The 23932-nt window shown below is 37.4% G+C and carries 27 protein-coding genes; 6 read left to right on the plus strand and 21 right to left on the minus strand.

The genetic code is table 11. The features are described from left to right. Positions 1–2: 2 nt before the first annotated feature. The 15 genes from rplN to rpsL form a co-directional block, all read right to left on the minus strand. Positions 3–371 (minus strand): 50S ribosomal protein L14, encoded by a 369-nt coding sequence (gene rplN, locus ACQ2HF_RS00745; RefSeq protein ID WP_115122906.1) that lies wholly within the window; start codon positions 369–371, stop codon positions 3–5. A gap of 2 nt (positions 372–373) precedes the next feature. Further along, the gene (gene rpsQ, locus ACQ2HF_RS00750) at positions 374–634 is read right to left on the minus strand and encodes a 30S ribosomal protein S17 (RefSeq protein ID WP_432411600.1); all 261 of its coding nucleotides are present in this window, start codon (positions 632–634) and stop codon (positions 374–376) included. Between the two features lie 14 nt (positions 635–648). Continuing rightward, complete coding sequence (gene rpmC / locus ACQ2HF_RS00755; RefSeq protein ID WP_432411601.1) at positions 649–840, minus strand: 50S ribosomal protein L29; 192 nt, start codon at positions 838–840, stop codon at positions 649–651. 10 nt (positions 841–850) lie between these two features. Beyond that, a complete protein-coding gene (rplP, locus tag ACQ2HF_RS00760) occupies positions 851–1270 on the minus strand; it encodes a 50S ribosomal protein L16 (RefSeq protein ID WP_432411602.1) in 420 nt (139 codons plus the stop codon). 21 nt (positions 1271–1291) lie between these two features. Next, positions 1292–2011 carry a 30S ribosomal protein S3 gene (rpsC, locus tag ACQ2HF_RS00765; protein ID WP_432411603.1) on the minus strand — a complete coding sequence of 240 codons (720 nt, stop codon included), beginning with the start codon at positions 2009–2011 and terminating at the stop codon, positions 1292–1294. A 6-nt stretch (positions 2012–2017) separates the two neighbouring features. After that, positions 2018–2425 carry a 50S ribosomal protein L22 gene (gene rplV, locus ACQ2HF_RS00770; protein WP_432411604.1) on the minus strand — a complete coding sequence of 136 codons (408 nt, stop codon included), beginning with the start codon at positions 2423–2425 and terminating at the stop codon, positions 2018–2020. 6 nt (positions 2426–2431) lie between these two features. Beyond that, positions 2432–2710 (minus strand): 30S ribosomal protein S19, encoded by a 279-nt coding sequence (gene rpsS / locus ACQ2HF_RS00775; RefSeq protein WP_432411605.1) that lies wholly within the window; start codon positions 2708–2710, stop codon positions 2432–2434. A 3-nt stretch (positions 2711–2713) separates the two neighbouring features. Further along, entirely contained in the window at positions 2714–3538 is an 825-nt protein-coding gene (gene rplB / locus ACQ2HF_RS00780; RefSeq protein WP_432411606.1) for a 50S ribosomal protein L2, read from the minus strand. Between the two features lie 28 nt (positions 3539–3566). After that, positions 3567–3857 carry a 50S ribosomal protein L23 gene (rplW, locus tag ACQ2HF_RS00785; RefSeq protein WP_432411607.1) on the minus strand — a complete coding sequence of 97 codons (291 nt, stop codon included), beginning with the start codon at positions 3855–3857 and terminating at the stop codon, positions 3567–3569. 7 nt (positions 3858–3864) lie between these two features. Continuing rightward, a complete protein-coding gene (gene rplD, locus ACQ2HF_RS00790) occupies positions 3865–4494 on the minus strand; it encodes a 50S ribosomal protein L4 (RefSeq protein WP_432411608.1) in 630 nt (209 codons plus the stop codon). Beyond that, positions 4494–5105 carry a 50S ribosomal protein L3 gene (gene rplC / locus ACQ2HF_RS00795; RefSeq protein ID WP_432411609.1) on the minus strand — a complete coding sequence of 204 codons (612 nt, stop codon included), beginning with the start codon at positions 5103–5105 and terminating at the stop codon, positions 4494–4496. The genes rplD and rplC overlap by 1 nt, the downstream gene beginning before the upstream one ends. Positions 5106–5288: 183 nt before the next feature. Beyond that, entirely contained in the window at positions 5289–5594 is a 306-nt protein-coding gene (rpsJ, locus tag ACQ2HF_RS00800; protein WP_010181931.1) for a 30S ribosomal protein S10, read from the minus strand. Between the two features lie 10 nt (positions 5595–5604). After that, positions 5605–7734, minus strand: coding sequence for an elongation factor G (fusA, locus tag ACQ2HF_RS00805; protein WP_432411610.1), 2130 nt, complete (start codon positions 7732–7734; stop codon positions 5605–5607). Positions 7735–7737: 3 nt separating this feature from the next. Beyond that, positions 7738–8214 carry a 30S ribosomal protein S7 gene (rpsG, locus tag ACQ2HF_RS00810; protein WP_432411611.1) on the minus strand — a complete coding sequence of 159 codons (477 nt, stop codon included), beginning with the start codon at positions 8212–8214 and terminating at the stop codon, positions 7738–7740. Positions 8215–8239: 25 nt separating this feature from the next. After that, the gene (rpsL, locus tag ACQ2HF_RS00815) at positions 8240–8614 is read right to left on the minus strand and encodes a 30S ribosomal protein S12 (RefSeq protein WP_432411612.1); all 375 of its coding nucleotides are present in this window, start codon (positions 8612–8614) and stop codon (positions 8240–8242) included. 184 nt (positions 8615–8798) lie between these two features. Here rpsL and ACQ2HF_RS00820 point away from each other — a divergent pair, with 184 nt between their 5' ends. The 5 genes from ACQ2HF_RS00820 to rlmB all read left to right on the plus strand — a co-directional run bounded on the left by ACQ2HF_RS00820 (position 8799) and on the right by rlmB (position 17034). Beyond that, positions 8799–10493, plus strand: coding sequence for a POTRA domain-containing protein (locus tag ACQ2HF_RS00820; protein WP_432411613.1), 1695 nt, complete (start codon positions 8799–8801; stop codon positions 10491–10493). 120 nt (positions 10494–10613) lie between these two features. Then, positions 10614–13907, plus strand: a complete 3294-nt coding sequence (locus tag ACQ2HF_RS00825) for a SusC/RagA family TonB-linked outer membrane protein (RefSeq protein WP_432411614.1) — start codon at positions 10614–10616, stop codon at positions 13905–13907. 78 nt (positions 13908–13985) lie between these two features. Next, on the plus strand, positions 13986–15608 hold the full coding sequence (locus ACQ2HF_RS00830; RefSeq protein WP_432411615.1) for a SusD/RagB family nutrient-binding outer membrane lipoprotein: 1623 nt from the start codon (positions 13986–13988) through the stop codon (positions 15606–15608). 22 nt (positions 15609–15630) lie between these two features. Further along, a complete protein-coding gene (locus ACQ2HF_RS00835; protein ID WP_432411616.1) occupies positions 15631–16230 on the plus strand; it encodes a hypothetical protein in 600 nt (199 codons plus the stop codon). 66 nt (positions 16231–16296) lie between these two features. Beyond that, a complete protein-coding gene (gene rlmB, locus ACQ2HF_RS00840) occupies positions 16297–17034 on the plus strand; it encodes a 23S rRNA (guanosine(2251)-2'-O)-methyltransferase RlmB (protein ID WP_432411617.1) in 738 nt (245 codons plus the stop codon). On the opposite strand, the gene ACQ2HF_RS00845 is transcribed toward rlmB, so the two are convergent. Continuing rightward, positions 17029–17808, minus strand: a complete 780-nt coding sequence (locus ACQ2HF_RS00845) for a rhomboid family intramembrane serine protease (protein ID WP_432411618.1) — start codon at positions 17806–17808, stop codon at positions 17029–17031. The two genes, rlmB and ACQ2HF_RS00845, sit on opposite strands and share 6 nt — an antisense overlap. Before the next feature lie 86 nt (positions 17809–17894). On the opposite strand from ACQ2HF_RS00845, the gene ACQ2HF_RS00850 reads away from it, so the two are divergent. Continuing rightward, the gene (locus tag ACQ2HF_RS00850; protein ID WP_432411619.1) at positions 17895–19172 is read left to right on the plus strand and encodes a replication-associated recombination protein A; all 1278 of its coding nucleotides are present in this window, start codon (positions 17895–17897) and stop codon (positions 19170–19172) included. On the opposite strand, the gene ACQ2HF_RS00855 is transcribed toward ACQ2HF_RS00850, so the two are convergent. The 5 genes from ACQ2HF_RS00855 to ACQ2HF_RS00875 are packed head-to-tail and all read right to left on the minus strand — an operon-like array spanning position 19169 to position 23927. Then, the gene (locus ACQ2HF_RS00855) at positions 19169–19945 is read right to left on the minus strand and encodes a hypothetical protein (protein WP_432411620.1); all 777 of its coding nucleotides are present in this window, start codon (positions 19943–19945) and stop codon (positions 19169–19171) included. The genes ACQ2HF_RS00850 and ACQ2HF_RS00855 overlap by 4 nt on opposite strands. Further along, positions 19935–21347: a DUF5723 family protein gene (locus tag ACQ2HF_RS00860; RefSeq protein ID WP_432411621.1), complete on the minus strand. Its 1413-nt coding sequence runs from the start codon at positions 21345–21347 to the stop codon at positions 19935–19937. The genes ACQ2HF_RS00855 and ACQ2HF_RS00860 overlap by 11 nt, the downstream gene beginning before the upstream one ends. Before the next feature lie 11 nt (positions 21348–21358). Then, on the minus strand, positions 21359–21910 hold the full coding sequence (locus ACQ2HF_RS00865; protein WP_432411622.1) for a hypothetical protein: 552 nt from the start codon (positions 21908–21910) through the stop codon (positions 21359–21361). Positions 21911–21958: 48 nt separating this feature from the next. Next, the gene (locus ACQ2HF_RS00870) at positions 21959–22642 is read right to left on the minus strand and encodes a YjjG family noncanonical pyrimidine nucleotidase (RefSeq protein WP_432411623.1); all 684 of its coding nucleotides are present in this window, start codon (positions 22640–22642) and stop codon (positions 21959–21961) included. Further along, entirely contained in the window at positions 22635–23927 is a 1293-nt protein-coding gene (locus tag ACQ2HF_RS00875) for a DUF7033 domain-containing protein (protein WP_432411624.1), read from the minus strand. Before ACQ2HF_RS00875 ends, ACQ2HF_RS00870 begins: the two co-directional genes overlap by 8 nt. Between the last annotated feature and the right edge of the window lie 5 nt (positions 23928–23932).

The raw sequence follows: 23932 nt of genomic DNA on the forward strand, positions 1-23932 counted from the left end.
TATTAAAGCACTTCAGGTGCTAATGATACTATTTTCATAAATTGTTTGTCACGAAGCTCTCTTGCAACGGGTCCAAATACACGGGTTCCTCTCATTTCGCCCTGTGGGTTTAACAATACACAAGCATTGTCGTCGAAACGAATGTAAGATCCGTCTGGCCTTCTAACTTCCTTTACAGTACGTACTACCACTGCGGTAGAAACGGTACCTTTTTTTACAGTTCCGTTAGGAGTTGCTTCTTTTACAGTAACAACAATCTTGTCACCAATTGATGCGTAACGTTTTTTGGTTCCGCCCAATACACGGATGGTAAGCACCTCTTTGGCACCTGTGTTATCCGCCACTCTAAGTCTTGATTCTTGTTGTAACATATTTACTTCGCTCTTTCAATTATTTCTACTAGTCTCCAAGTTTTGGTTTTACTCATAGGTCGTGTCTCCATGATCTTTACAGTATCACCTTCGTTGCAGTCGTTTTTCTCGTCGTGTGCTACGTATTTTTTCGTTTTCAAAACGAATTTTCCATACATAGGGTGTTTTACTTTTTTCACCTCGGCAACTACAATAGATTTCTCCATTTTGTTACTGGTTACTACACCTATACGTTCTTTTCTTAAGTTTCTTTTTACTTCCATCTTTCAGCTTCGTACTATTGTACTTCTCTTTTAGTTAGTTCTGTCGCAATTCTAGCTATAGCTCTTCTATGAACTCTTAACTGAATTGGATTGTCCAACGGTGAAATGGTATGAGCCATTTTAAGGTTTGCGAATGCTTGTCTGTTTTCAGTTAAAGCTTCCTGCAAATCCGCTGTTGATGCTTCTTTTATTTCTGATTGTTTCATCTTTGTAAAATTAAGCTTGATAATCTCTAGACATGATAAACTTAGTTTTCACCGGCAATTTCTGAGCAGCTAATCGAAGGGCTTCCTTAGCAGTTTCTAACGGTACTCCTGAAACTTCGAATAATACTCTACCTGGCTTCACAACAGCTGCCCAATATTCTACGGCACCTTTACCTTTACCCATACGAACCTCGAGAGGTTTTTTAGTGATTGGCTTGTCTGGAAAAATCATTATCCAGATAGACCCTTCTCTTTTCATAAAACGGGTAGCGGCAATACGCGCTGCTTCTATTTGACGTGCTGTCAGGAAATTTGAATCTAAAGATTTAATACCAAAAGTTCCATAGGCTAGCTGATTTCCTCTACCAGCATTACCTTTCATGCGGCCCTTTTGTTGTTTACGGTATTTTGTTCTTTTGGGTTGTAACATCTTTTCTTTTTCTTTAAAAAATTACTTTCTGTTACGACGTGATTTGTTACCACCTCGGCCAGAACCGCTTTTTCCACCTTTTTTGTCTAATCCGACCAATGGAGAAAGCTCTCTTTTACCATATACTTCGCCTTTCATAATCCATACTTTAACACCCAATCTACCATAGGTAGTGTGCGCTTCTACTAAAGCATAATCAATATCGGCTCTAAAGGTACTCAAAGGAATACGTCCATCTTTGTACGATTCACTACGTGCCATTTCAGCACCGTTTAAACGTCCAGAGATTTGGATTTTAATTCCCTCAGCATTCATACGCATTGCAGCCGCAATTGCCATCTTAATTGCACGACGGTACGAGATTCTATTCTCAATTTGTCTTGCAACACTGCTTCCTACTAGAAATGCATCTAATTCTGGTCGCTTGATTTCGTGAATGTTGATTTGTACTTCTTTTTCGGTAATTTTTTTAAGCTCTTCTTTTAGCTTGTCTACTTCCTGCCCACCTTTCCCGATAATGATACCAGGTCTTGCTGTAGTAATAGTAACGGTTACAAGCTTAAGCGTACGCTCAATAATTACTCTAGACACACTTGCTTTACTTAAACGAGCATGGATGTATTTTCTAATCTTGTCGTCTTCGGCTAATTTATCGCCGTAGTCGTTCCCTCCGTACCAGTTGGATTCCCATCCTCTAATGATACCTAAACGGTTCCCGATTGGATTTGTCTTCTGTCCCATTTAAATTTAGCTTTGTGTGTTATCGTTAGCTCCTAATACCAGTGTTACGTGGTTGGAACGTTTTCTAATTCTGTGTGCGCGACCCTGTGGTGCTGGACGTAGTCTTTTCAACATTGTTCCACCATCTACACGAATCTCTTTAATAAAAAGATCTGCATCTTCTAAAGAGGCCTCTTCATTTTTTGCTTGCCAGTTTGCAATGGCAGACAATAACAGTTTTTCCAAACGGTTAGAAGCTTCTTTTTTGCTGAATCTTAAAATATTAAGCGCTGTGTTGATCTTTTCACCACGTACCAAGTCTGCAACTAAACGCATTTTTCTTGGTGACGTAGGGCAATTGTTCAATTTAGCGAAGTACTGTGTCTTTTTCGCCTCCTTGATTGCTTCTGCTCTTTCTCTTTTACGAACTCCCATGGCCTATTATTTTTTTCCTTTGTTTTTTGCACCTGCGTGACCACGGAATGATCTTGTAGGTGAAAATTCGCCTAATTTATGTCCTACCATGTTCTCAGTTACATATACAGGCACAAATTGTTTCCCGTTGTGTACTGCGATGGTTTGTCCTACAAAATCTGGAGTAATCATAGAAGCTCTTGACCAAGTTTTGATCACAGTCTTCTTATTAGTCTCTACATTTTGCTGTACTTTCTTATCTAATTTGAAGTGAACGTACGGTCCTTTTTTTAACGATCTTGCCATAGCTTATTTCTTTCTACGTTCGATTATATACTTATTACTAGCCTTAGTTCTAGAGCGGGTTTTGTATCCTTTTGAAGGAATACCGTTTCTTGAACGTGGATGACCTCCTGAAGATTTCCCTTCACCACCACCCATTGGGTGATCTACTGGGTTCATCACTACCGGCCTTGTTCTTGGACGACGTCCTAACCATCTTGATCTACCAGCTTTACCACCAACCAATAATTGGTGATCACTGTTACTTACAGCACCAATGGTAGCCATACAGGTAACAAGTATCATTCTAGTTTCACCTGAAGGTAATTTAACCGTAGCGTACTTTCCGTCACGTGCCATAAGCTGTGCAAATGCACCAGCACTACGCGCCATAACAGCACCTTGACCTGGACGTAATTCTATACAAGAAATAATAGTACCTAGAGGAATATTTGCAAGTGTCATTGCATTTCCGATTTCCGGAGCAGTTTGCTCACCAGAAACTATATTTTGCCCAACTTGAAGTCCATTTTGAGCAATTACGTATCTCTTTTCACCATCTTGATAATTCAATAAAGCGATAAAGGCTGTACGGTTTGGATCGTATTCGATTGTCGCAACTGTAGCAGGCACGCCATGCTTGTCGCGTTTAAAATCGATTATTCTGTATCTTTTTTTATGACCACCACCAATGTAGCGCATAGTCATTCTTCCTTGACTGTTTCTACCACCAGAACGTTTCTTCGGAGCTAATAAACTTTTCTCCGGCTTATCAGTTGTAATGGCATCATAACCATTTACAACTCTAAAACGCTGTCCTGGGGTGATAGGTTTTAATTTTCTTACTGACATCTTTTGTCTAATTTATTGCAAGCTTAGCTTACAAATTGTTGTAAAAATCTATTGTATCACCTTCCGCCACCTGTACAATTGCCTTCTTAACAGCATTTGTTTTACCAGTTTGAACTCCCGTTTTCGTATGACGAACACGACGATCTGGGCGGACATTCATTGTGCGAACTTTTTCAACAGAAACTCCGTAAGTGGCCTCAACCGCTTTCTTGATTTCTACCTTATTCGCCTTTGGGTTTACCTGAAAACCGTATCGGTTATTTAAATCCGCATCGGCCGTGGCTTTTTCCGTAATTATAGGTTTTATTAAGATATTCATCTTGTTTCTATTTACTTAAGTTCGTATTAATTCCTTCCAAAGAACCTTCAAACAATACTACACTGTTTGCATTCATAATTTTGTAAGTACTTAACTCTGAGTTGTTTATAACTTCTGTACCTTTCAAATTGCGAGACGACAAATATACATTATTATTTGACTCTCCCAACACAAACAAAGACTTTTTGTTTTCAAGTCCTAAATTCTTTAAAACTGAAGTAAAACTCTTCGTTTTTGGGGCATCAAAATTTAAATCTTCTATCACCACAATTGCCTTGTCATTTGCCTTTACAGTAAGGGCAGATTTACGAGCCAAACGCTTTAAGTTCTTATTCAATTTGAATGAATAGTTTCTTGGTCTAGGTCCGAACATACGTCCACCACCTCTAAAAACACCAGACTTAATACTTCCCGCACGAGCCGTACCAGTTCCTTTTTGTTTCTTTATCTTTCTTGTTGACCCTGAAATCTCAGCACGCTCCTTAGATTTGTGAGTTCCTTGACGTTGGTTTGCCAAGTACTGTTTTACATCTAGGTACATTGCGTGATTATTAGGCTCAATTCCAAACACATCGTTAGAAAGTTCAACCTTTCTACCTGTGTCTTTTCCGTTGATATCTACTACTGCTACCTTCATTACTTTTGGATCATTACATAAGCATTCTTATGTCCTGGCACACATCCCTTCACTACTAGAAGATTTTTGTCTGCTACAACTTTAAGAACTCTTAAATTTTCAACTTTCACCTTTTCATTCCCCATTTGGCCAGCCATCTTCATTCCCTTGAACACTCTCGCAGGATAAGACGCCGCTCCAATAGAACCCGGTGCTCTTAAACGGTTGTGTTGCCCGTGAGTAGCTTGACCCACACCAGCAAAACCGTGACGCTTCACTACCCCTTGAAAACCTTTACCCTTGCTCGTTCCAGAAATATCTACGAACTCACCTTCAACAAAGTGTTCTACAGTGATAGTATCACCTAATTTATAATCTTCTCTAAATCCTTGGAATTCGGCGACTTTGCGTTTTGCAACAGTTCCTGCTTTCTTGGCGTGGCCTTCAGCAGCTTTAGTTACAGTCTTCTTGTCATCGAAACCAAGTTGAAGAGCTTCGTACCCGTCAACCTCAGCGGTTCTGACTTGGGTAACAACACAGGGCCCACACTCTATAACGGTACACGGCATATTTTTTCCGTTCTCGTCAAAGATGCTGGTCATCCCTATCTTTCTTCCAATTAACCCAGACATATTTATCTATTTATTTATTAGTAATTCGCCGATTATCGGCTTTATTTTTATTCAAATGAAACGGGGTCAAAAATAAATTCGACCCCGAATGTTATTTTTTCCGTTTTTCCCCAACCATCGTTAAGGACATTTTTGCTTCGACTCCGCTCAGCAACCAAAAGGTATACTAAGAAGTCTTAGTACTTAAACCTTTATCTCTACTTCTACTCCACTTGGCAACTCTAACTTCATTAGAGCGTCAATTGTTTTTGAAGAAGAGCTGTAGATATCCAATAATCTCTTGTAAGAGCTTAATTGAAACTGTTCTCTACTCTTCTTATTTACGTGTGGTGAACGTAGCACTGTAAAGATTTTTTTGTGAGTTGGCAATGGGATTGGCCCGGTTACTACTGCACCTGTACTTTTTACGGTTTTTACGATTTTTTCAGCAGATTTGTCCACTAAATTATGATCGTACGATTTTAATTTAATTCTTATTTTTTGACTCATTGCTGAAATATTAAGCGTTAGCGGTTCCTCTTGCTTTTGCAATTACTTCTTCTGAAATATTAGAAGGAGTTTCTGCATAATGTGAAAATTCCATTGTTGATGTTGCACGACCAGATGAAAGGGTACGTAACGTAGTTACATATCCAAACATTTCAGAAAGAGGTACAGTTGCTTTAACTGTTTTTGCACCGGCACGATCACCCATACTAGTCATTTGCCCTCTTCTTCGGTTAAGATCTCCTACAATATCACCCATATTCTCTTCAGGTGTAATCACCTCAATTTTCATAATAGGCTCCATTATTACTGCTTTCGCAGCTTTGGCAGCAGCTTTAAATCCTAATTTAGCAGCAAGCTCAAATGAAAGTTGGTCAGAATCGACATCGTGATAAGATCCGTCCGTCAAGGTAACTTTCATAGCATCTACTTCGTATCCTGCTAAAGGTCCGTTTACCATTGCCATCTTAAATCCTTTCTCTACTGAAGGGACAAATTCCTTAGGAACGTTACCACCTTTAATAGCAGATACAAACTCTAAACCTTCTTTTCCTTCGTCTGCTGGCTCTAATGTAAATACGATATCGGCAAATTTACCACGTCCACCAGATTGCTTTTTATAAACCTCTCTGTGTTCCGCTTTTCTTGTAATTGCTTCTTTATACTCTACTTGAGGCTGCCCTTGGTTTACTTCAACCTTAAACTCACGTCTCAAACGATCTACAATAATATCTAAGTGAAGCTCTCCCATTCCAGAAATAATGGTCTGTCCTGAAGCTTCATCTGTTCTAGCTGTAAAAGTTGGATCTTCTTCAGCTAATTTAGCCAAAGCCATACCCATTTTATCAACATCTGCCTTCGTCTTAGGCTCCACCGCAATACCAATTACAGGATCCGGGAAGTCCATAGATTCTAAAACAATTGGATGTTTTTCATCAGACATGGTATCCCCTGTCTTGATATCTTTAAATCCTACTGCCGCACCAATATCACCTGCCTCGATAAAATCGATAGCATTTTGCTTATTAGAGTGCATTTGATAAATACGAGAAATACGTTCTTTCTTACCAGAACGATTGTTCAAAATATAAGATCCTGCATCTAAACGACCAGAATATGCTCTAAAGAATGCTAAACGCCCCACAAAAGGATCTGTCGCAATCTTAAATGCTAAAGCAGCAAAAGGTTCGTTAACACTAGGCTTACGTCTTTCTTCTTTATCTGTATCTGGATTAACTCCTATTACACTTTCTCTGTCCATTGGAGAAGGTAAGTAACGACACACGGCATCTAATAAAAACTGAACTCCTTTATTTTTAAAAGAAGAACCACAAACCATAGGAATAATAGCCATATCCATTACAGCAGCTCTAAGCGCAGCGTGCACTTCTTCTTCTGTAATAGAATTTTCATTTTCCATGAATTTCTCTAACAAGTTCTCATCGTAACTCGCTACTTCTTCGATTAACAAAGCACGATACTTACGCACTTCGTCTTTCATATTTTCAGGAATTTCAACTACATCAAATGTAGATCCGTAATTATCATCGTGCCAAACAATAGCTCTGTTTTTCACTAAATCTACGATACCTTTAAAGCCATCTTCTTCACCAATGTTTAATACAATTGGCACAGCGTTGGACTTCAACATATCTTTAACTTGCTGACAAACTTCCATGAAATTAGCACCTTGACGGTCCATTTTATTCACGAAACCAATTCTTGGCACTTTATAATTATCTGCTAATCTCCAGTTAGTTTCAGATTGCGGCTCTACACCATCAACTGCACTAAATAAGAATACCAACCCATCAAGAACACGTAAAGAACGGTTTACTTCTACCGTAAAATCAACGTGACCTGGAGTATCTATAATATTAAAGTGATAATCTTGCGCTTCTTCAGTTGGCTCTCCATTTTCTTTTGGAAAAGTCCAATCACACGTAGTTGCAGCAGAAGTAATTGTAATACCTCTCTCTGCCTCTTGCTCCATCCAGTCCATTGTAGAAGCACCATCGTGTACTTCTCCAATTTTATGAGAAACTCCCGTATAGAATAAAATACGCTCTGTTGTAGTGGTTTTACCAGCATCAATATGCGCGGCAATCCCTATGTTTCTTGTTAATGTTAAGTCTCTTGCCATTTTTTAGAATCTGAAATGTGAGAATGCTTTGTTTGCTTCGGCCATTTTATGCGTGTCCGTTTTCTTCTTGACTGCTGCTCCTTCTTCCTTGGCTGCTGCCAAAATTTCTGAAGCTAATTTTTGAGCCATAGATTTTTCATTACGCTTTCTTGCGAATCCAATCAACCACTTCATAGCAGTAGATATTTTACGGTCTGCACGAATTTGCATAGGTATCTGGAACGTAGCTCCACCTACTCGGCGACTACGCACTTCTACGTGAGGCATTACATTAGAAAGGGCATCTTTCCAAAGCTCTAAGCCTGTTTTTTCTTCGTCTGTTTTTTTCTCTTCTACGATATCAATTGCATCGTAAAATACTTTAAAAGCCACCGACTTTTTCCCATCCCACATCATGTTATTCACAAAACGTGTCACCAATTGGTCATTAAACCTTGGATCCGGTAAAAGCGGTCTTTTTTTGGCTGCTCTTTTTCTCATTTCTTCGTTTTAAAACTGTTTAAAATTACTTCTTAGGGCGTTTGGCACCATACTTAGACCTACGTTGTGTTCTACCTGCAACACCAGCGGTGTCTAAGGCTCCACGAACGATGTGGTATCTAACTCCTGGCAAATCCTTCACCCTTCCACCTCTAACCAATACTATCGAGTGTTCCTGTAGATTGTGTCCCTCGCCTCCGATGTATGCGTTAACCTCTTTTCCATTTGTCAAACGTACACGCGCAACTTTACGCATTGCTGAGTTTGGTTTTTTAGGAGTAGTGGTATAAACACGCGTACACACTCCGCGGCGTTGCGGGCACGAATCCAAGGCAGCCGATTTGCTCTTCTTGGTTATTTTGGTCCTTCCTTTTCGTACTAATTGTGAAATAGTTGGCATAAAATCCTGTTATACTTAAATTAATAATATAATTTCCCCACTATAAGGGGGCGCAAAGGTAGAATTTTTATTTGATTATTCAAACACCAACTCACTTATTTTACAAACCTTTTTAATAAACACTGTTTTACTATATGAAAACCGCTTCTGAAACGTTAGATTTACTGCACAAATAGCCCTGTACTTGAAACAAATTTTTTACGTTTTTTTATACCTTAATATATATACCCTTCTTAACCAAGGGGCTTTTGCACAGCAATTATATTTAGAGATAGAAGCCGAAAAACCTATTTCGGAATCCCTAAGAGACAGCTTGTTATCACAACCAAAATTTAAAGACTTTCTTTCTTTAAAAGCTGGCGCAGACTCTCTTGTTCACAAATTATACCGCTTAGGTTTTATAGATGCTAAAAATAAATCTCTGGAAAAGAAAAATGACTCCAGCTACATTGCCAACTATTTCTTAGGACCAAAATACAAACTCATTAAAGTTTTTTATTCGGATTCCAGTTTCAGCAAAAAGCAACTGAGGCAAATTTCCGAAGAGGTAGAAGACAATTATTTTATCTTAAATTTTGAAACTGCCGAAGCCTCTCTTCAAAAACTAAACAACCTACAAACAGAAACAGGAAACACCTTTGCCAGATTAAAACTTACAAAGGTAGAGACCAAAGATACTTTTGTAACTGCAACCCTTGGCACGCAAGGAAAAAGTTTTAGGATATTAGATTCTATTGTAATAAAAGGATATGACAAGTTTCCCAGATCTTTTTTAAAATATTATGCAGGTATTAAAACAGGCAAGACTTTTAATAGAAATAAATTATTACAACAAAATTCGGTAATAGACAATTTAGGATTCGCCAACACCACAAAAGCACCCGAGGTACTTTTCAGAAAAGAATCTACAACAGCTTATTTTTATATCGAAAAACAAAACAATAACCTCTTTGATGGTATTCTAGGATTTGCTACCGATGAAGAAACACAAAGACTTCAATTAAATGGATATTTAAATCTTGAATTGAACAATAATTTGAATTTTGGCGAACAACTCCTTATTAATTACAAGGCAGACGGCAACGAACAGGTAAATTTTCGCGCCAAGGCAAAAATGCCTTACTTATTGAAGTCCCCTTTTGGAATTAGTTTGGAATTAAATATTTTTAAAAGAGACAGTACCTTTGTCACCACACAACAAGAAGCCCAAGTAACCTACCAGGTCAACACCATATCATCGGTTTACATTGGGTATAAGGGATACGAAAGCAGCAACCTACTGGACGAGGCAATAGCGGGTATAGCGGTAGAAGATTATAACGCTTCATTTTTAACAGCTGGCGGGATTGTAATTATCCCGCAAAATTCAAAACTATTTCCGAAAAAAACCGAATTACAACTAGGATCTGAATTTGGAAAAAGAGAAAGCAAAGGCCTACAAGAAAACCAAACACGTCTTTCGGCGTTAGCAAACCATATATTTAATATAAATGAAAACAACTCCCTGTATCTTCAAAACAGTTCCAGCATTCTATTTAGTGAAACCTATTTCACGAACGAATTATTTCGCTTCGGAGGTATCAATAGCATACGTGGTTTTAATGAAAACAGTATAGACGCTTCTCTTTTTTCAGTTTTGAATACAGAATATCGCTACATCCTTAACCCCGGGCTGTACGTCCACAGCATTATTGACCTAGGCTATTTTGAAAATAAACCTGTAGATGTAAAGGAAAAATTGTATAGCTTTGGTCTAGGAATAGGACTACAAACAAAAGGAGGTATTTTGCGCTTTAACATCGCAAATGGTAGCTCTGAAAATCAATCATTTAGATTTTCAAACACTAAAATACACCTTAGTCTTTCCTCACAATTTTAGATAAAGCTAACAATAGCTTAACACTGAGATTAAAAAAAAACCAAATTTTAAGTTTAAAAAGTTGTGTAATTAACTTTTTATTGTGATTTTTGGCATTGGCTAATTCAAATAATTTATAAAATGAGAACAAAGTTTAGTGGAATTTTGACGCTATTGCTAGCGTTAGTAGTGCAACTCACGTTCGCACAAGAAAAAACAATCTCCGGTACGGTGACCGACAATAGCGGTTTACCACTCCCAGGAGTTAACATCCTCGTAAAAGGTACGACGGTTGGTACGCAATCTGATTTTGATGGTAATTACTCCATCTCAGCAAGTGCAGGCCAAACGATCGTATACAGCTATGTGGGATTCAAAACTACTCAGCGTCCGGTATCGGCCGCTTCAAGTAGCATCAACATCCAAATGGAAGAAGATGCACAAGCGCTTGACGAAGTAGTTGTAACTGGTTATGGTATACCTAGAGAGAAAAAAGCACTGGGTTATGCCGTAAGTACTTTAGAGGCAGAAGCAGTTGAAAATAAACCAGAGTCTGACGTAGTGAGATCATTAAACGGTAAAGTAGCCGGTGTTCAAGTTACAGGTACTGGTGGTGCCACTGGTTCTGGAACCAACTTTATTATTCGTTCTAAGAGTTCGATTAATGGTGACAACCAACCTTTGTTTATTGTTGATGGTGTGCCTTTTGATGGTGGAACTAACCAACAATCTGGCTTTGACGGTGGTAACTCTGTTACTAGTAGCCGTTTCTTAGATTTAGACCCTAACAACATCGAAAGCATTAGTATCCTTAAAGGATTAAGTGCTGCTGTATTGTATGGTCAGCAAGGTAGAAATGGGGTTGTATTAATTACAACTAAAAACGGAAGTAAGAAAGAATTGAACAAGAAGTTTGAGGTAACACTTTCTCAGTCTGTTTATATTACACAAATTTCGAACTTACCAGAATACCAGAACAAATACGGACAAGGTTCAGACAACCTTCCAGATCCAGGATTTGTTGGTAACTGGGGTGGACTTCTTGATACTGGAATCCTAATTGATCACCCATATGCGGCTAGCTATGGTGGTACTGAAACCGATCCAGGTATATTCCCACAATTTATGGATTTACAGATTCCTTATAATGCAGCAGAAGATAACGTAAAGGATTTCTTTAAAACAGGACTGGGTAACACTACTTCTGTAAACGTTTCTGGCGCACCTAATGGTGATAGTCGTTATAACATTAACTTTGGTTATACTACAGAAGACGGTTATATCCCTAACAACGGATTAACTCGTTACAACCTTGGTATGGGTGGATCTACTAAATTGTCTAACAAATTTAGTTTTAACGGTACTGCTAACTTCAGTAATTTGCGTGTAAACACTCCGCCTATTGCTGCAAACAATGCTGTTGGTTCTTTATCTATTTTTGCACGTACCTTATTTATTCCACGTAACTTGGATTTAAATAACTTACCGTTCCAGAATCCTAACGACAATTCTAACGTATACTACCGTAGTGATCAAGATAACCCAAATTGGTTATTAAACTATGCTGGTACAGAGCAAATAACGAATCGTTTTTATGGTAAACTTGCCACTTCTTACGAAATTTCAGATAACATCTTAGCTTCGTACCGTTTTGGTCTTGATACCTATACGGAAAGACAAGAGTTTAGAGTAGCAAAAGGATCTTCTACTGATCCTTATGATGCACCAAACTTGAATGGTTTCTTAAGAACTACCTCAGGTACTAACTTTATCTTTGACCACAACTTAAACTTTAGTTTTAACAACATTCAGTTGGCCGAAGATTTCGACTTAACTGCACAGTTAGGATTTAATGCGAGACGTGATGAGTACAACCAATTTGGTATCACAAGTTCTGACCAAATCGTATTTAATTTCGCTAATCACAGAAACTTTACAACACAGGCTAACATTGACCCTACAACAGGGGCTAACTTAGACTTTGAATCTGAAAGAAACATCTTAGGTGCCTATGGTGAAGCATCTTTTGATTATGGAAACTTTGTATTCCTTACTCTTTCTGGTAGAAATGACTGGGGTTCAAATGTAGAGCGTGAAAATAGATCTATTTTCTATCCTGGAGCTTCTGTCTCTTTCATCCCTACTTCATTAGATGGATTTGGAAACAGTGGCGCTTTAAATTTCTTAAAGCTTAGAGCTGGTTACGGTACTTCTGCTCGTTTCCCTGGATTATATGGAACACGTGCAACATTAACTACAAATCCTAACGCTTTTGTACGTCCTAGTGGAGACCCAACAACAATTAACTCTTTACCTACAACTAGTCCAAATCCAAATCTTAAGCCAGAGCTTCAGAAAGAATTTGAACTTGGTGTTGAAGCAGAATTTTTCAAGCGTAGATTAACACTTGATGCTACAGTATACAAGAGAACTATTGAAGATCAAATTGTAAACAGACCTGTTAATCCATCTACTGGATTTAGCTTTATCAATGACAACATTGCAGAAAGTGAAATTAAAGGTGTTGAATTAGGATTAGATTTTATTCCACTTCAAACTGAGAACTTTACTTGGTCTGTTAGAAATAACTTTACAGCTTACGAAAATCAAGTTGTTGATTTAGGTGGTCTTGAAGCGTTCCCTTTTGCAGGTTTTATTGGACTAGGTAACTACGCTTCAGAAGGAGAAGCCTTAGGAGTAATCAAAGGAACATATGCTGCTCGTTATAACCCAGCAAGTATTAATGACGATAATCCTCTTGGAATTAGCAATGAAGGCTTATTATTGATAAATCCAAATGACGGTAAAATTATTGATAGTGGTACTTTAGATTTAACAGATCAGATTTTAACTGTTGGTGATCCTAATCCAGACTGGAATGCTACAACAATTCATACATTCTCTTACAAAGGACTATCGCTTTCTGCTCAATTTGAATATCAGCATGGAGGAGATATATTTTCTCAAACTGCTTCACAATACTACAGACGTGGTGTTACTAAGGTAAATGTTGACAATAGAGAAGGAAGTTATGTAGTACCAGGTATTTTAGCGAATCCTAACACAGGTGAACCTTTACTTGATGGTAGCGGAAACTTTATTGATAACACAATTCAGATTAGTGCTAACGACGTATTCTTTATCAACTTAGTTGATCCAGTTGGTCAAGGTATCTATGATGCATCTCACTTTAGAGTTAGAGACGTATCTCTTGCTTACAGCTTAAACGAGAAAATGCTAGACAGAACTCCTTTTGGAAATGTTACATTCTCTTTATCTGGACAGAATCTTTATGTTAAAACGTTCAACATTCCTGATGAATTCAACTTCGATCCTGAGGCTTTGAGTACTGGTGTTGGTAACGGACAAGGTTTGGATTTCCAAACTGGACCTTCTAACAGAAGATATTCATTTAGTGTAAAAGCAACATTCTAAAAAAAAAGTACACAATCGAGGTAGTAAAAACCTGCCTCGATTGTTTTAATAATGTACTTAAAACCTATATAAAATATTATGAAAAATTTATTAAAAATAACACTACTTTCTGGAGTAATAGCTTTGTTCGCAAGCTGTGAAACGTCAGAATTAGAGCTTCTAGTAAGCCCTAATGACGTTACTACTGATAATGCTGACCCTAACTTCGTCTTAAACGATATTCAGCTTACTTTTAATACTGTTGTTGGAGGTTATGATGGTTCATCTAGAGCTATTGTAAGACAAATCAATTTATTTGATTCATACAGCGGTGCTGTATCTAACACTACGTTAAACACTTCTTTTAGTCAATCGTATCAAATGTTTTCGAACATAGATCTTTTGCAAGGAATTAATGACGTTCAAGCTGACAATGGAGGTATTCCTTACCACGTAGGTGTCGCTCAAATTATAGAAGCATATGCTTATATGTTACTAGTTGACTATTTGGATGAAGTTCCTTTTAGTGAGGCTGTACAACCAAGTGAATTTCCTAACCCTAATCTAGATTCTGGTGCAGCAGTGTATGCAGCTCAATTAGAACTTTTAGATGCTGCTATTGCAAACTTAAATTTAGGAGATGCTACTCAAGCGAGAATTCCAGATGATTTATACTTTCAAGATTTTGATACGGCTAATTGGATTAATGTAGCAAATACTTTAAAACTTAGAGCGTATCTAAATACAGGGAACGTAGCTGGTTTTAATGCTGCTGCTGCTTCTAACATCATTGATCAAAATGATGAAGATTTTCAATTCCAATACTCAACTGCTACAAACCCTAGTAGTACACACCCATTCTTTGGTAGTAGTTATGGTTCAGCCGGTGCTGGTGCCCGTATGAGTAACAACTTATTTGATTTTATGAATGTTGGTGATGCCCAGCAACCATTCCCTGAAACTGATACTCCTGTAGACCCTCGTGCTAGATATTACTTCTACCGTCAGACTTCTAATGCTCCAACAGGAAATGATATTCCATGTGAAGGCGTTAATATATACGATTATTGTTACGTAGGAAATGCATATTGGGGTAGAGACCACGCAGATAATGAAGGTCTTCCTAATGATGGTTTAAGAAGAACTGCTTATGGAATTTACCCAGGAGGTGGAGCTTTTGACGCAGACCAAGCAACACCAACCCCTACGGTTGCATCTTCAAGCGAAAGTCTTGCCGGAGCTGGTATTCGTCCAATATTTCTTGCATCTTTCACACATTTTACTCTTGCAGAAGCTGCTTTAACTATTGGTGCTAACGGAAATCCTAGAACTTTACTTGAGACAGGAATAAGAAGAAGCATGAACAAAGTTCGTGATTTCGCAGGTACTGCAGACAATGGTGCTTTTGAAATGACAGATGCAGACATTAATAATTATGTAAACTCTGTATTAACTGAATATGATGCTGCAAATGCAAATGGTAAACTGGCAGTAGTTTCAAAAGAATACTTTCTTGCAGCTTGGGGTAACGGTGTAGAGCCTTATAATTTATATAGAAGAACTGGTTTGCCAGATCTTCAAGCTCCTGTGACTGCAGCTGGTGCATTTCCAAGATCATTCCAATACCCACTTATTGAAGTAGATGGTAACCCAAATATTCAGCAGAGATCTGTACTAACAAAAGTATTCTGGGATACTAGAGGTGGTGATAACTTGGATTAATTAATTTAAACAAAATTCTATTATGAAAAATTTTAAATATATAACATTAGCTTTTATTGCAGCAATTGGGCTTACTACACTTACAAGCTGTGAAGACGAGGACAAATTACCTGTACCTCAATTGACCAATGGTGGATTTGTAAAATTTGTATCAATGCCAGAATTTAATGCTGGTGCAGATCCATTAAGTGCAAGCTTTACTGCAACGACCGAAGATCCTAATGGTAACATAGCCACTTACGAATTGATGGTGGTAGGAGATTTCACTGGAGCTACAACAGATACCTTATCTTTTAGAAGTACTACAACATTTCCTTTTGACGTAAGTTTTACAGGAGCGGATATGGCTTCATTATTTGGAGTTGATATTTCAACTTTTGAAGAAGGTGATAGCTTTCAATTTTTAGGAAAAGTTGTTACAGTAGATGGTGTTTTGTATGACTTTACTGCTACAGAATTTTTAGAGCCTACGCCAGATTTAGATCCTAGTGATCCAGATTTTGTACCTGAGCCAGGTATGTGGAATGGAGCAAACAACGAATCGGTTGCGCTTTTAGGTGCTGAAGGTTTGTTACAAGCATTCAACTATGAAGTTGAATTCTCTAACCCACCCGTTGAATAATTAAATTTTAATAATTTAATATAAAAAACCATCACGTTTAACGTGGTGGTTTTTTACTTTTACACTATGAAGAAAGAAAATAAGATATTCGGAATCTACCCAATCCTTGAAGCTTTAAAAGCAGATATCGTGATTGATAAATTATATGTACAAAAGGATATTCAAAATCCAAAAATCCAATCCATTCTCGACGATGCAGAAAAAGTTGGTGTAAGTATAAATATAGTACCCGTTGAAAAACTGAACAGATTAACACACGGGAATCATCAAGGTCTGGTAGCTGTAACCTCTCCTATTTCTTTTCCACCTCTTGAGGAAACTGTAGAAAACATACTCAAGACCAAAGAGACTCCTCTATTTATTATATTAGATCAAATTAGTGATGTAAGAAACTTTGGTGCTATTTTAAGAACAGCTGAATGTACAGGAGTTGACGCTGTAATTATTCAGAAAAAAGGGGGTGCTCCAGTTAGTGGAGATACCGTTAAAACATCTGCAGGAGCCATATTTAGCATTCCCATATGTAAAGTAGACCACATTAAGGATGCAATATTCTACTTACAAGGGTCAGGGATTACCACAATCGCAGCGTCTGAAAAAAGTGAAGAAACTCTGTATTCCAAAGATTTTAATAAACCTCTGGCCTTAATTCTAGGCTCTGAAGGAAAAGGAGTATCAAAATCTGTATTATCCTTAGTAGATGAGTCTGCTTCCCTCCCACTCATAGGAACCATAAATTCTTTAAACGTTTCTGTTGCCTGTGGAGCCTTTTTATATGAAATCCTGAGACAGCGTTCTTTATGATGTTCCTTTGGTATCTGAAGATGACTTATAAGAATAATTTACTGTAATTTTGAAAGACGTTTCATCTTCTTTTGCCGAGGTTGGTATGTCATCCGGTTCTTCAACTTCAGGAAGCATTTCAATAAAATTTCCGTCGTCATCAAAATAATTCATAAAATCATCATCTTCTTCGTTGTAAGAATCTTTCTCCCATTCAAATTTCTTATTTTCCACAGGATTCTTTCTAAAAAAAAGCGCTAAAACAAAACCCACTAAAAATCCTGAAAGATGTCCTTCCCATGATATTTTAGGATCTATAGGAAACAAATACCACAGTAAACTACCATATAAAAATACAACTACGAGTGCTAATGCTGTTAATTGATATTGTTTAGACAAAATACCTTTAAAGAAAAGAAACGAAGCTAGCAGATACACTATCCCACTACCTCCAATATGTAACGCTGGACGACCTATGAGCCAGGTAAGCAATCCCGTTAATAAAAAACCTAGAAAGAATATTTTCCATCTAATGTTTCGATAAAAGTAGAAAAGAGCCGATCCTAGCACCAGTAGTGGAATAGAATTGTTAAACAGATGTTTGAGGCTACTATGAATAAAAGGCGCTAAAAAAATACCCCGTAAGCCTTCTGCCTTTTGTGGTAAAATTCCCAAATAGTTCAAATTTATTTTGAATCTAGTTTCTATCCAAAATACTACCCACGCGATAAACACAAAAAGCAACGGATAGCATATAACATCTAATGTAAATTCTAGTGGTTTTTTTGTAGCCATAGGTTTTCATATTCAAAAATACGCCCAATTTATAAATAGTGATAAATTGTCAGTTTTCAATATTTTGATTGTTGTAAATTTACCAAATGAATACACCATTAGCTGAAAGAATAAGACCAAAAAATCTCGATGAATATTTGAGCCAACAGCATTTGGTAGGACCTAAAGGTTCGTTAAGCTCTCAACTTAATACAGGTGTTCTCTCTTCATTAATTTTATGGGGCCCCCCAGGAACTGGAAAGACAACCTTGGCGACTATCATAGCCAATGAATCCAAAAGACCTTTTTATAGCTTGAGTGCTATAGATAGCGGTGTTGCTGCCATAAGAGATGTAATACAAAAAGCAAAACAAGGGGACGGCCTGTTTACCACTAAAAATCCAATTCTTTTTATAGACGAGATACATCGTTTTAGTAAATCGCAACAGGATTCTCTACTTGGTGCTGTAGAAAAAGGATGGGTAACACTTATTGGAGCCACTACAGAAAATCCAAGTTTTGAGGTGATTCCGGCATTGTTATCTCGCTGTCAGGTTTATGTACTGAAAGCCTTCAATAAAGAAGATTTAAATAACCTCTTAGAGAGGGCTATAAAAATAGATACGAAGCTTTCAAAAATTACTATTAAACTAAAGGAAACCGAAGCACTCATACGTCTTTCTGGCGGCGATGCCAGGAAATTACTGAATATGCTGGAGTTGGTGGTGCTTTCAGAAAACAACACCGATGTTACAGTCACCAACGATCTTGTGCTGCAAAAAGTTCAAAAGAACACGGTACTTTACGATAAAACTGGTGAGCAACATTACGATATTATTTCAGCCTTTATAAAATCTATACGTGGAAGTGACCCGAATGCTGCCGTATACTGGCTAGCAAGAATGATTGAAGGTGGAGAAGATGTGAAATTTATTGCCAGACGTCTCTTAATTCTAGCTGCTGAAGATATTGGTAATGCCAATCCTACTGCGCTAGTTCTTGCTAACAATACGTTTCAAGCAGTGACTACCATTGGATATCCGGAGGCTAGGATTGTTTTAAGCCAATGCGTTCTTTATCTCGCCACTTCTCCTAAGAGTAATGCGAGCTATGAGGCCATAAACAAAGCGCAGCAGCTAGTTAAACAAACTGGCGACCTGTCTGTACCCTTATCTATTAGAAACGCTCCTACAAAACTTATGAAAGAATTAGGATATGGAAAAGCCTATCAGTACGCGCATAGCTATCAAGGTAATTTTGTGCCACACGAATTCTTACCAGAAGAAATAAAAGGTACTTCTCTTTATAAACCAGGCAACAACCCTAAAGAACATCGTATAAGCGAGTATTTAAAAACGCTATGGAAAGATAAATATTCTTTTTAATTTGTAGTCAAAACATACTCCTTTTCACCAGATGGGAAGCTGATGGTAAGGTTCATATTTGGATCGAATCTAGCAGAAGCTACTTCCCCAACCAAATTAGTAAACTGCATTGCTGTATCTTGAAAACTTACCCTACCCACAAGCAATAAATCATTCTCTGCTCCCAGAACCTCTTGGAATAATGAATAGCCCGATAAAGTCTTTCTAAGTAAATAAGAACTTCCTGCATGTGTATAGCTAGAGAATGTAATGGATGGAAGACTACTTTCTTTGGTTGTTATTACAGCAGCCAATTGGGTATCGGTTTCAGTAGTTGTGGTGTTTATGGTAACGGGTTCTACTTCTATTTCCTTTTGCGAAACATCCAGACTTTCAAAACTTTTAAAAGCGTTTCTTAATGCCTGGTTATATGTTTTATTGAATTCTTTTAATTTACTTCTACCTTCGGCACTTCGGAAAAGTTCTACGCCATTACAATCCCTAACAACTACAACCATTTTTGTATAAATAAAACCGAGTTCAGTTTCTACATCGGCATACAACCCGTCACACTTGGTTACGTTTGGTAATTCTTTCGAAAAATATGCGTGAAAACCATATTTATTAAAAAGAAATTTAGTGAGAGAATTAATCTGATACTGATCTTTTGATTCTTGAAAATCATATATCTCTGGCACTTCTATATAACTATACTCACTCATTGACTGCTGAGAAAATCCCAAATAGCTGCTTACTGTCAATAAAAAGGTAATGGCAAAAATTTTACTGTTCATCTATCTTAATATTAAATCCTAGCTGTAAAGATACACTTTTTGCCTTGGCTATATTTCCGTATCGCAGTATGTTATCTGCAGTAATATAAAAGTTAAATTTCCCTACATCCACCACAGCTCCAAGACCTAAATTGGACGTATTAAACGCATCTACCGTGTAGGTTACTTTTCCACTAAGGAAGTTTCCAAATTTTCTCCTGTAATAAGCAGTCCCTGCAAATTGAGGTCCTTTGGGTCGTAAAATACTATAAAACTGCATTCCAACGGCTTGTTGCCAAATGCCTCCTGTCCCTTTGTTTAGACAATCACAAACATTCCCACCAAAAGAATCTCCAAAACCATATTCTAGGCTGGCATTCATTTTCATAGGCCTAAACCTTGTATACGAATTTGTTAAGGTATCAATAGGCACCTCACGTTCTAGGTCATCTTCAAGAGTATCAAAATATGGGAATGCAGTTTCACCATCCGACAATTGAGGGAATATAAGCTCAATACCATTAAGGTTGTAATCTCCTTGTGCCTGATAGTTTTCGGTATCTTTTCCGTAGAAAATGGCACCAAAATCTAGTATGCTTGCCGTAGTGGTAATACGATCTGTAACTTGATAAGTAGCCCCTACATCTACGCCTACACCCAAATCGCCACCAAAGAAAGATCTTCCTAATATTTTGCTGCTCACCTCCCCTGCACCATCCAAATCTCTTAAAGAAGCATATCCCGAGGTATTGACAGTAATATCGGCATTTTCAATAGTATGGTCATAAATATTAACACCATCTTCATCCAGAGACGTAGTAAATGTACCCGAGTTATTTGTACTGCTGAAGGAAATAAGACTGGAATACACCTTGAGCCTGGCGCCTAAGGTCAATTTATCTGTAACTTGCTTATTGGCTCCAAAATGATACACCGTTAACAAATCTGCCGTAAAACTAAGTTCCCCTAAATTAAACGGATAGTCCAAATAATCACGGTTTCCTTCCCAAGCAAGAATTGCTAGATCCCGCGGAAAATAGGTGATAAAATCCAGTTCTTCATAGACACCGCCAGAGAAGTATATATCATTTTTATTTTTCCACCCAAAACTTAACAACTCCAATTGCTGTGTCACCGTAAAGAAGTCTGTATTGTCAAGTTCAAATATTTTGTTTCTAATTCTTGTATTAATGTCTACATCACTTTCTCCAAAAATATCGAAAACCGAAACCCCCGAAGCACCTCCATTAATATGGATTTGAGATAAAAAGGGAATTCCAAAGTGTTTTTCTTGAGGCACCATGCCGCCGGGATTAAGCATAAGGCTTTGTGGTGCATCATTTAGGCCATACAGCACTTGTTTGTTTTGAGAAATGGCATCGCCAACCCAAAGGGCAAAAAATAGAATCCAATACTTTTTCATAGTAATTTTGCTCAATCCTTTATTTCTAAGAAGTAGGTAGTTTTAGACTGAAGGTTAAGCGCTCCCTCTAAGTTTTGGTCTGTAGAGGGTATTGTTACTGAAACGACAACCTTATTCGCTTGTGTAAGTTGCAGTATTTCTTCTCCTTCTACATTTTGTGTGAACAAAGTGATTTCTGGTGAAGCTACCGTTCCTTGATTCACTGTTGTTTGAGTAGTATACGTAGTGTCGTTTTGTTCGCTTAAAAACTGAAAATCTACATTAAAAGAACGAGGAATGCTATTCGTAAAACTGAATAAAAACTCAGCTCGTTTAAGATTTTCTTGTATTCCAGTATCGTCAAGAAATCTAATTTCCGTAGTATCCACCACAGTTAACCTTGGTGCCTGAGTAATAGAATCGAAAAAATCCGGTGGGGTGAGTGTAAAGAAAATAAGGTCAAGCTCTACAACTGGAGTAAGGGCTATATCATCTGCCTGGTCAAAATCTGTGTCTTTAACACAAGAAAGCAACATACCTAAGCAAAATATCATGGCAAAAGAAAGCCATAGATTTGTTTTCATGTTTGGGGATTTACAAGTATAACGCCACAAACAAACGGATTAGTATACTTACAAAAAGGTTTTAATTTCTAAGAGATGATTTACTAAGGGATAAGTAGTAGGGATTTCCTCTTTTCTGTAATTATAAAAAAGGGATTGCATCCCTACGCCTTCGGCTCCTAAAATATCGGCTTCAAAAGTATCTCCTATCATAATAGATTGGGCAGCCGTGGTATTGGCTTTTTTAAGAGCCGTTTGAAACACTAAAGGATTAGGCTTTTTAACACCCACTTCTTCCGAAGACGTTACGGTTTTAAAATAATGAGCAATATTGCTCTTTTTCAACTTTATGTTTTGTACTTCCTGAAACCCATTGGTGATAATATGTAGTTTGTAATTGGGATGAAGATATTCCAAAATTTCCATAGCTCCTGGCAGCAGGTGATTATGTATTGGTAATTCTTCAATATATGAAACCGCCATAGCATCTATAATAGCCAGAGGGTACGAAACTTTTAAATCTCTGAAAGAGTCCAACAGTCTTCCTCTGCGCAATTGCTCCTTGGTTACCCGTTCTTCTCTGTAGGCTTTCCAATAATTAAAATTAATAGGTTCATAAATGGCCAGAAAGTCGTTTAAAGCCACTTCAATGTTAAATTTCTGAAAAACCTGCTGAAATGCAAGACCCGAATTTTGGTCAAAATCCCATAACGTATGGTCTAAATCAAAGAAAATGTCCGTACAATTATTCATAATTTTGGAGGGTTTCTGAAAACAATTTTCGCCATACCCTATTTTCTTCTTCTGAAGTAAAATTTTCGTTGCTCAGTACCACACTAAAAACGCCATTTACTTGTGCTACTTTTTGCATAAGATTTTGAATTTTGGCTTCTATTTTTTCTGCTTTTTCATGTTGCATTGCTGTTGAAGCTAAGGCAATAGGATGCAAGATTAATGGTGTTTTTATTTCAAAATCTAAATCGTAAAAAAGAAATGGTGTGCATGTCCCTGCCCTAAATCCCGGGGTATCGTAATAGGCCATGGTAAAGTCTTTTTCAATTTCAAGTTCAATAAGGTTTCGGTAATTTTCTGGTAGATTTACGAAGTAATTAGATTGTTTGGCACTAACTACATTTCGGTTTATAGTACTTTCCATACGCTTTACTTCTTCTTCTAGGGTAGCAAATTTGGTTATAGAAGACGCAGAATATAGCAACCCAACTTCTTTATAATCTGCTACATATTTCACTAATAATTGAAATGCTTTTCTATGCGTGTTTAAGCTGTCTTGATATTCTTCATTTTCGCCTAATAGAAAAAAGGCTGTCATTTTGGAGGTACTGCGTTTGGCTATATTAACAATCCAGGTAAACGTATCGAAAGGGTCTTTTCTAATGCCTAACAACACCTGAGTGCGATAAAAATTATTCTTAAACCTACCTTTTGTAAAGTCCTGGAAATAACACAAGAAAGATCTAAAAAAACCCTTTTGGTTGTAGGCAAAAGGACGCTGTACCGAAATAACGTTGTGAAGCATTAATTGCTTATGTGGAAACTTTATATTTTCAAACGATTGCTGTAACACCACCTTTAATTTATAGGCCCACATATCTACAATAGGTAGTTCTAAAAAATTATTCTGAAATGCTAGGCTTTCTGCGGCTGGATATCTTCCTTTTGTGTCTTTAACGTGAGGCAAATACTCTTCGTAACGACTTAATAAATAAAAGGAAGCTGCAAAAATATCGAAAGGGATGGCACTTTTTTCAATGGTTGGGAAAAAGGCGGGAATATCATCCCATTCTTTCAATAGAATCTCTATAGATTCAATACCGTTCTCTGCCAACAATCCATGTTCCTGTACAAAAAACTCATTCCCCAAAGGGTGCTTACCGTAAGACATTTTTGGGTCTTCGTAGGCTATAAATTCTTCCAGAACTGAGGTGAACCTTACATCTATCCCTAAAATCCTTAAAAAAATATGTTTAAAGGAATAGGAAAGTCTGGTCGTTAATTTTTGGGAATACACAAGAAGCATTAGCG

This window comes from Rasiella sp. SM2506 (genome assembly GCF_050859505.1).
Classification (GTDB): domain Bacteria; phylum Bacteroidota; class Bacteroidia; order Flavobacteriales; family Flavobacteriaceae; genus Marinirhabdus.

Coding starts and splice junctions, on each gene's coding strand:
- ACQ2HF_RS00850 (WP_432411619.1), top strand. CDS start 17,895: ATGAATACACCATTAGCTGAAAGAATAAGACCAAAAAATCTCGATGAA.
- ACQ2HF_RS00835 (WP_432411616.1), top strand. CDS start 15,631: ATGAAAAATTTTAAATATATAACATTAGCTTTTATTGCAGCAATTGGG.
- rplC (WP_432411609.1), bottom strand. CDS start 5,105: ATGTCTGGGTTAATTGGAAGAAAGATAGGGATGACCAGCATCTTTGAC.
- rplD (WP_432411608.1), bottom strand. CDS start 4,494: ATGAAGGTAGCAGTAGTAGATATCAACGGAAAAGACACAGGTAGAAAG.
- rpsG (WP_432411611.1), bottom strand. CDS start 8,214: ATGAGAAAAAGAGCAGCCAAAAAAAGACCGCTTTTACCGGATCCAAGG.
- ACQ2HF_RS00845 (WP_432411618.1), bottom strand. CDS start 17,808: ATGGCTACAAAAAAACCACTAGAATTTACATTAGATGTTATATGCTAT.
- ACQ2HF_RS00855 (WP_432411620.1), bottom strand. CDS start 19,945: ATGAACAGTAAAATTTTTGCCATTACCTTTTTATTGACAGTAAGCAGC.
- rplW (WP_432411607.1), bottom strand. CDS start 3,857: ATGAATATCTTAATAAAACCTATAATTACGGAAAAAGCCACGGCCGAT.
- rplP (WP_432411602.1), bottom strand. CDS start 1,270: ATGTTACAACCCAAAAGAACAAAATACCGTAAACAACAAAAGGGCCGC.
- rlmB (WP_432411617.1), top strand. CDS start 16,297: ATGAAGAAAGAAAATAAGATATTCGGAATCTACCCAATCCTTGAAGCT.
- rpsL (WP_432411612.1), bottom strand. CDS start 8,614: ATGCCAACTATTTCACAATTAGTACGAAAAGGAAGGACCAAAATAACC.
- rpsS (WP_432411605.1), bottom strand. CDS start 2,710: ATGGCAAGATCGTTAAAAAAAGGACCGTACGTTCACTTCAAATTAGAT.
- ACQ2HF_RS00865 (WP_432411622.1), bottom strand. CDS start 21,910: ATGAAAACAAATCTATGGCTTTCTTTTGCCATGATATTTTGCTTAGGT.
- rpsC (WP_432411603.1), bottom strand. CDS start 2,011: ATGGGACAGAAGACAAATCCAATCGGGAACCGTTTAGGTATCATTAGA.
- rplB (WP_432411606.1), bottom strand. CDS start 3,538: ATGTCAGTAAGAAAATTAAAACCTATCACCCCAGGACAGCGTTTTAGA.
- fusA (WP_432411610.1), bottom strand. CDS start 7,734: ATGGCAAGAGACTTAACATTAACAAGAAACATAGGGATTGCCGCGCAT.
- rplV (WP_432411604.1), bottom strand. CDS start 2,425: ATGGGAGTTCGTAAAAGAGAAAGAGCAGAAGCAATCAAGGAGGCGAAA.
- ACQ2HF_RS00875 (WP_432411624.1), bottom strand. CDS start 23,927: ATGCTTCTTGTGTATTCCCAAAAATTAACGACCAGACTTTCCTATTCC.
- rpsQ (WP_432411600.1), bottom strand. CDS start 634: ATGGAAGTAAAAAGAAACTTAAGAAAAGAACGTATAGGTGTAGTAACC.
- ACQ2HF_RS00825 (WP_432411614.1), top strand. CDS start 10,614: ATGAGAACAAAGTTTAGTGGAATTTTGACGCTATTGCTAGCGTTAGTA.
- rpsJ (WP_010181931.1), bottom strand. CDS start 5,594: ATGAGTCAAAAAATAAGAATTAAATTAAAATCGTACGATCATAATTTA.
- rpmC (WP_432411601.1), bottom strand. CDS start 840: ATGAAACAATCAGAAATAAAAGAAGCATCAACAGCGGATTTGCAGGAA.
- ACQ2HF_RS00870 (WP_432411623.1), bottom strand. CDS start 22,642: ATGAATAATTGTACGGACATTTTCTTTGATTTAGACCATACGTTATGG.
- rplN (WP_115122906.1), bottom strand. CDS start 371: ATGTTACAACAAGAATCAAGACTTAGAGTGGCGGATAACACAGGTGCC.
- ACQ2HF_RS00830 (WP_432411615.1), top strand. CDS start 13,986: ATGAAAAATTTATTAAAAATAACACTACTTTCTGGAGTAATAGCTTTG.
- ACQ2HF_RS00860 (WP_432411621.1), bottom strand. CDS start 21,347: ATGAAAAAGTATTGGATTCTATTTTTTGCCCTTTGGGTTGGCGATGCC.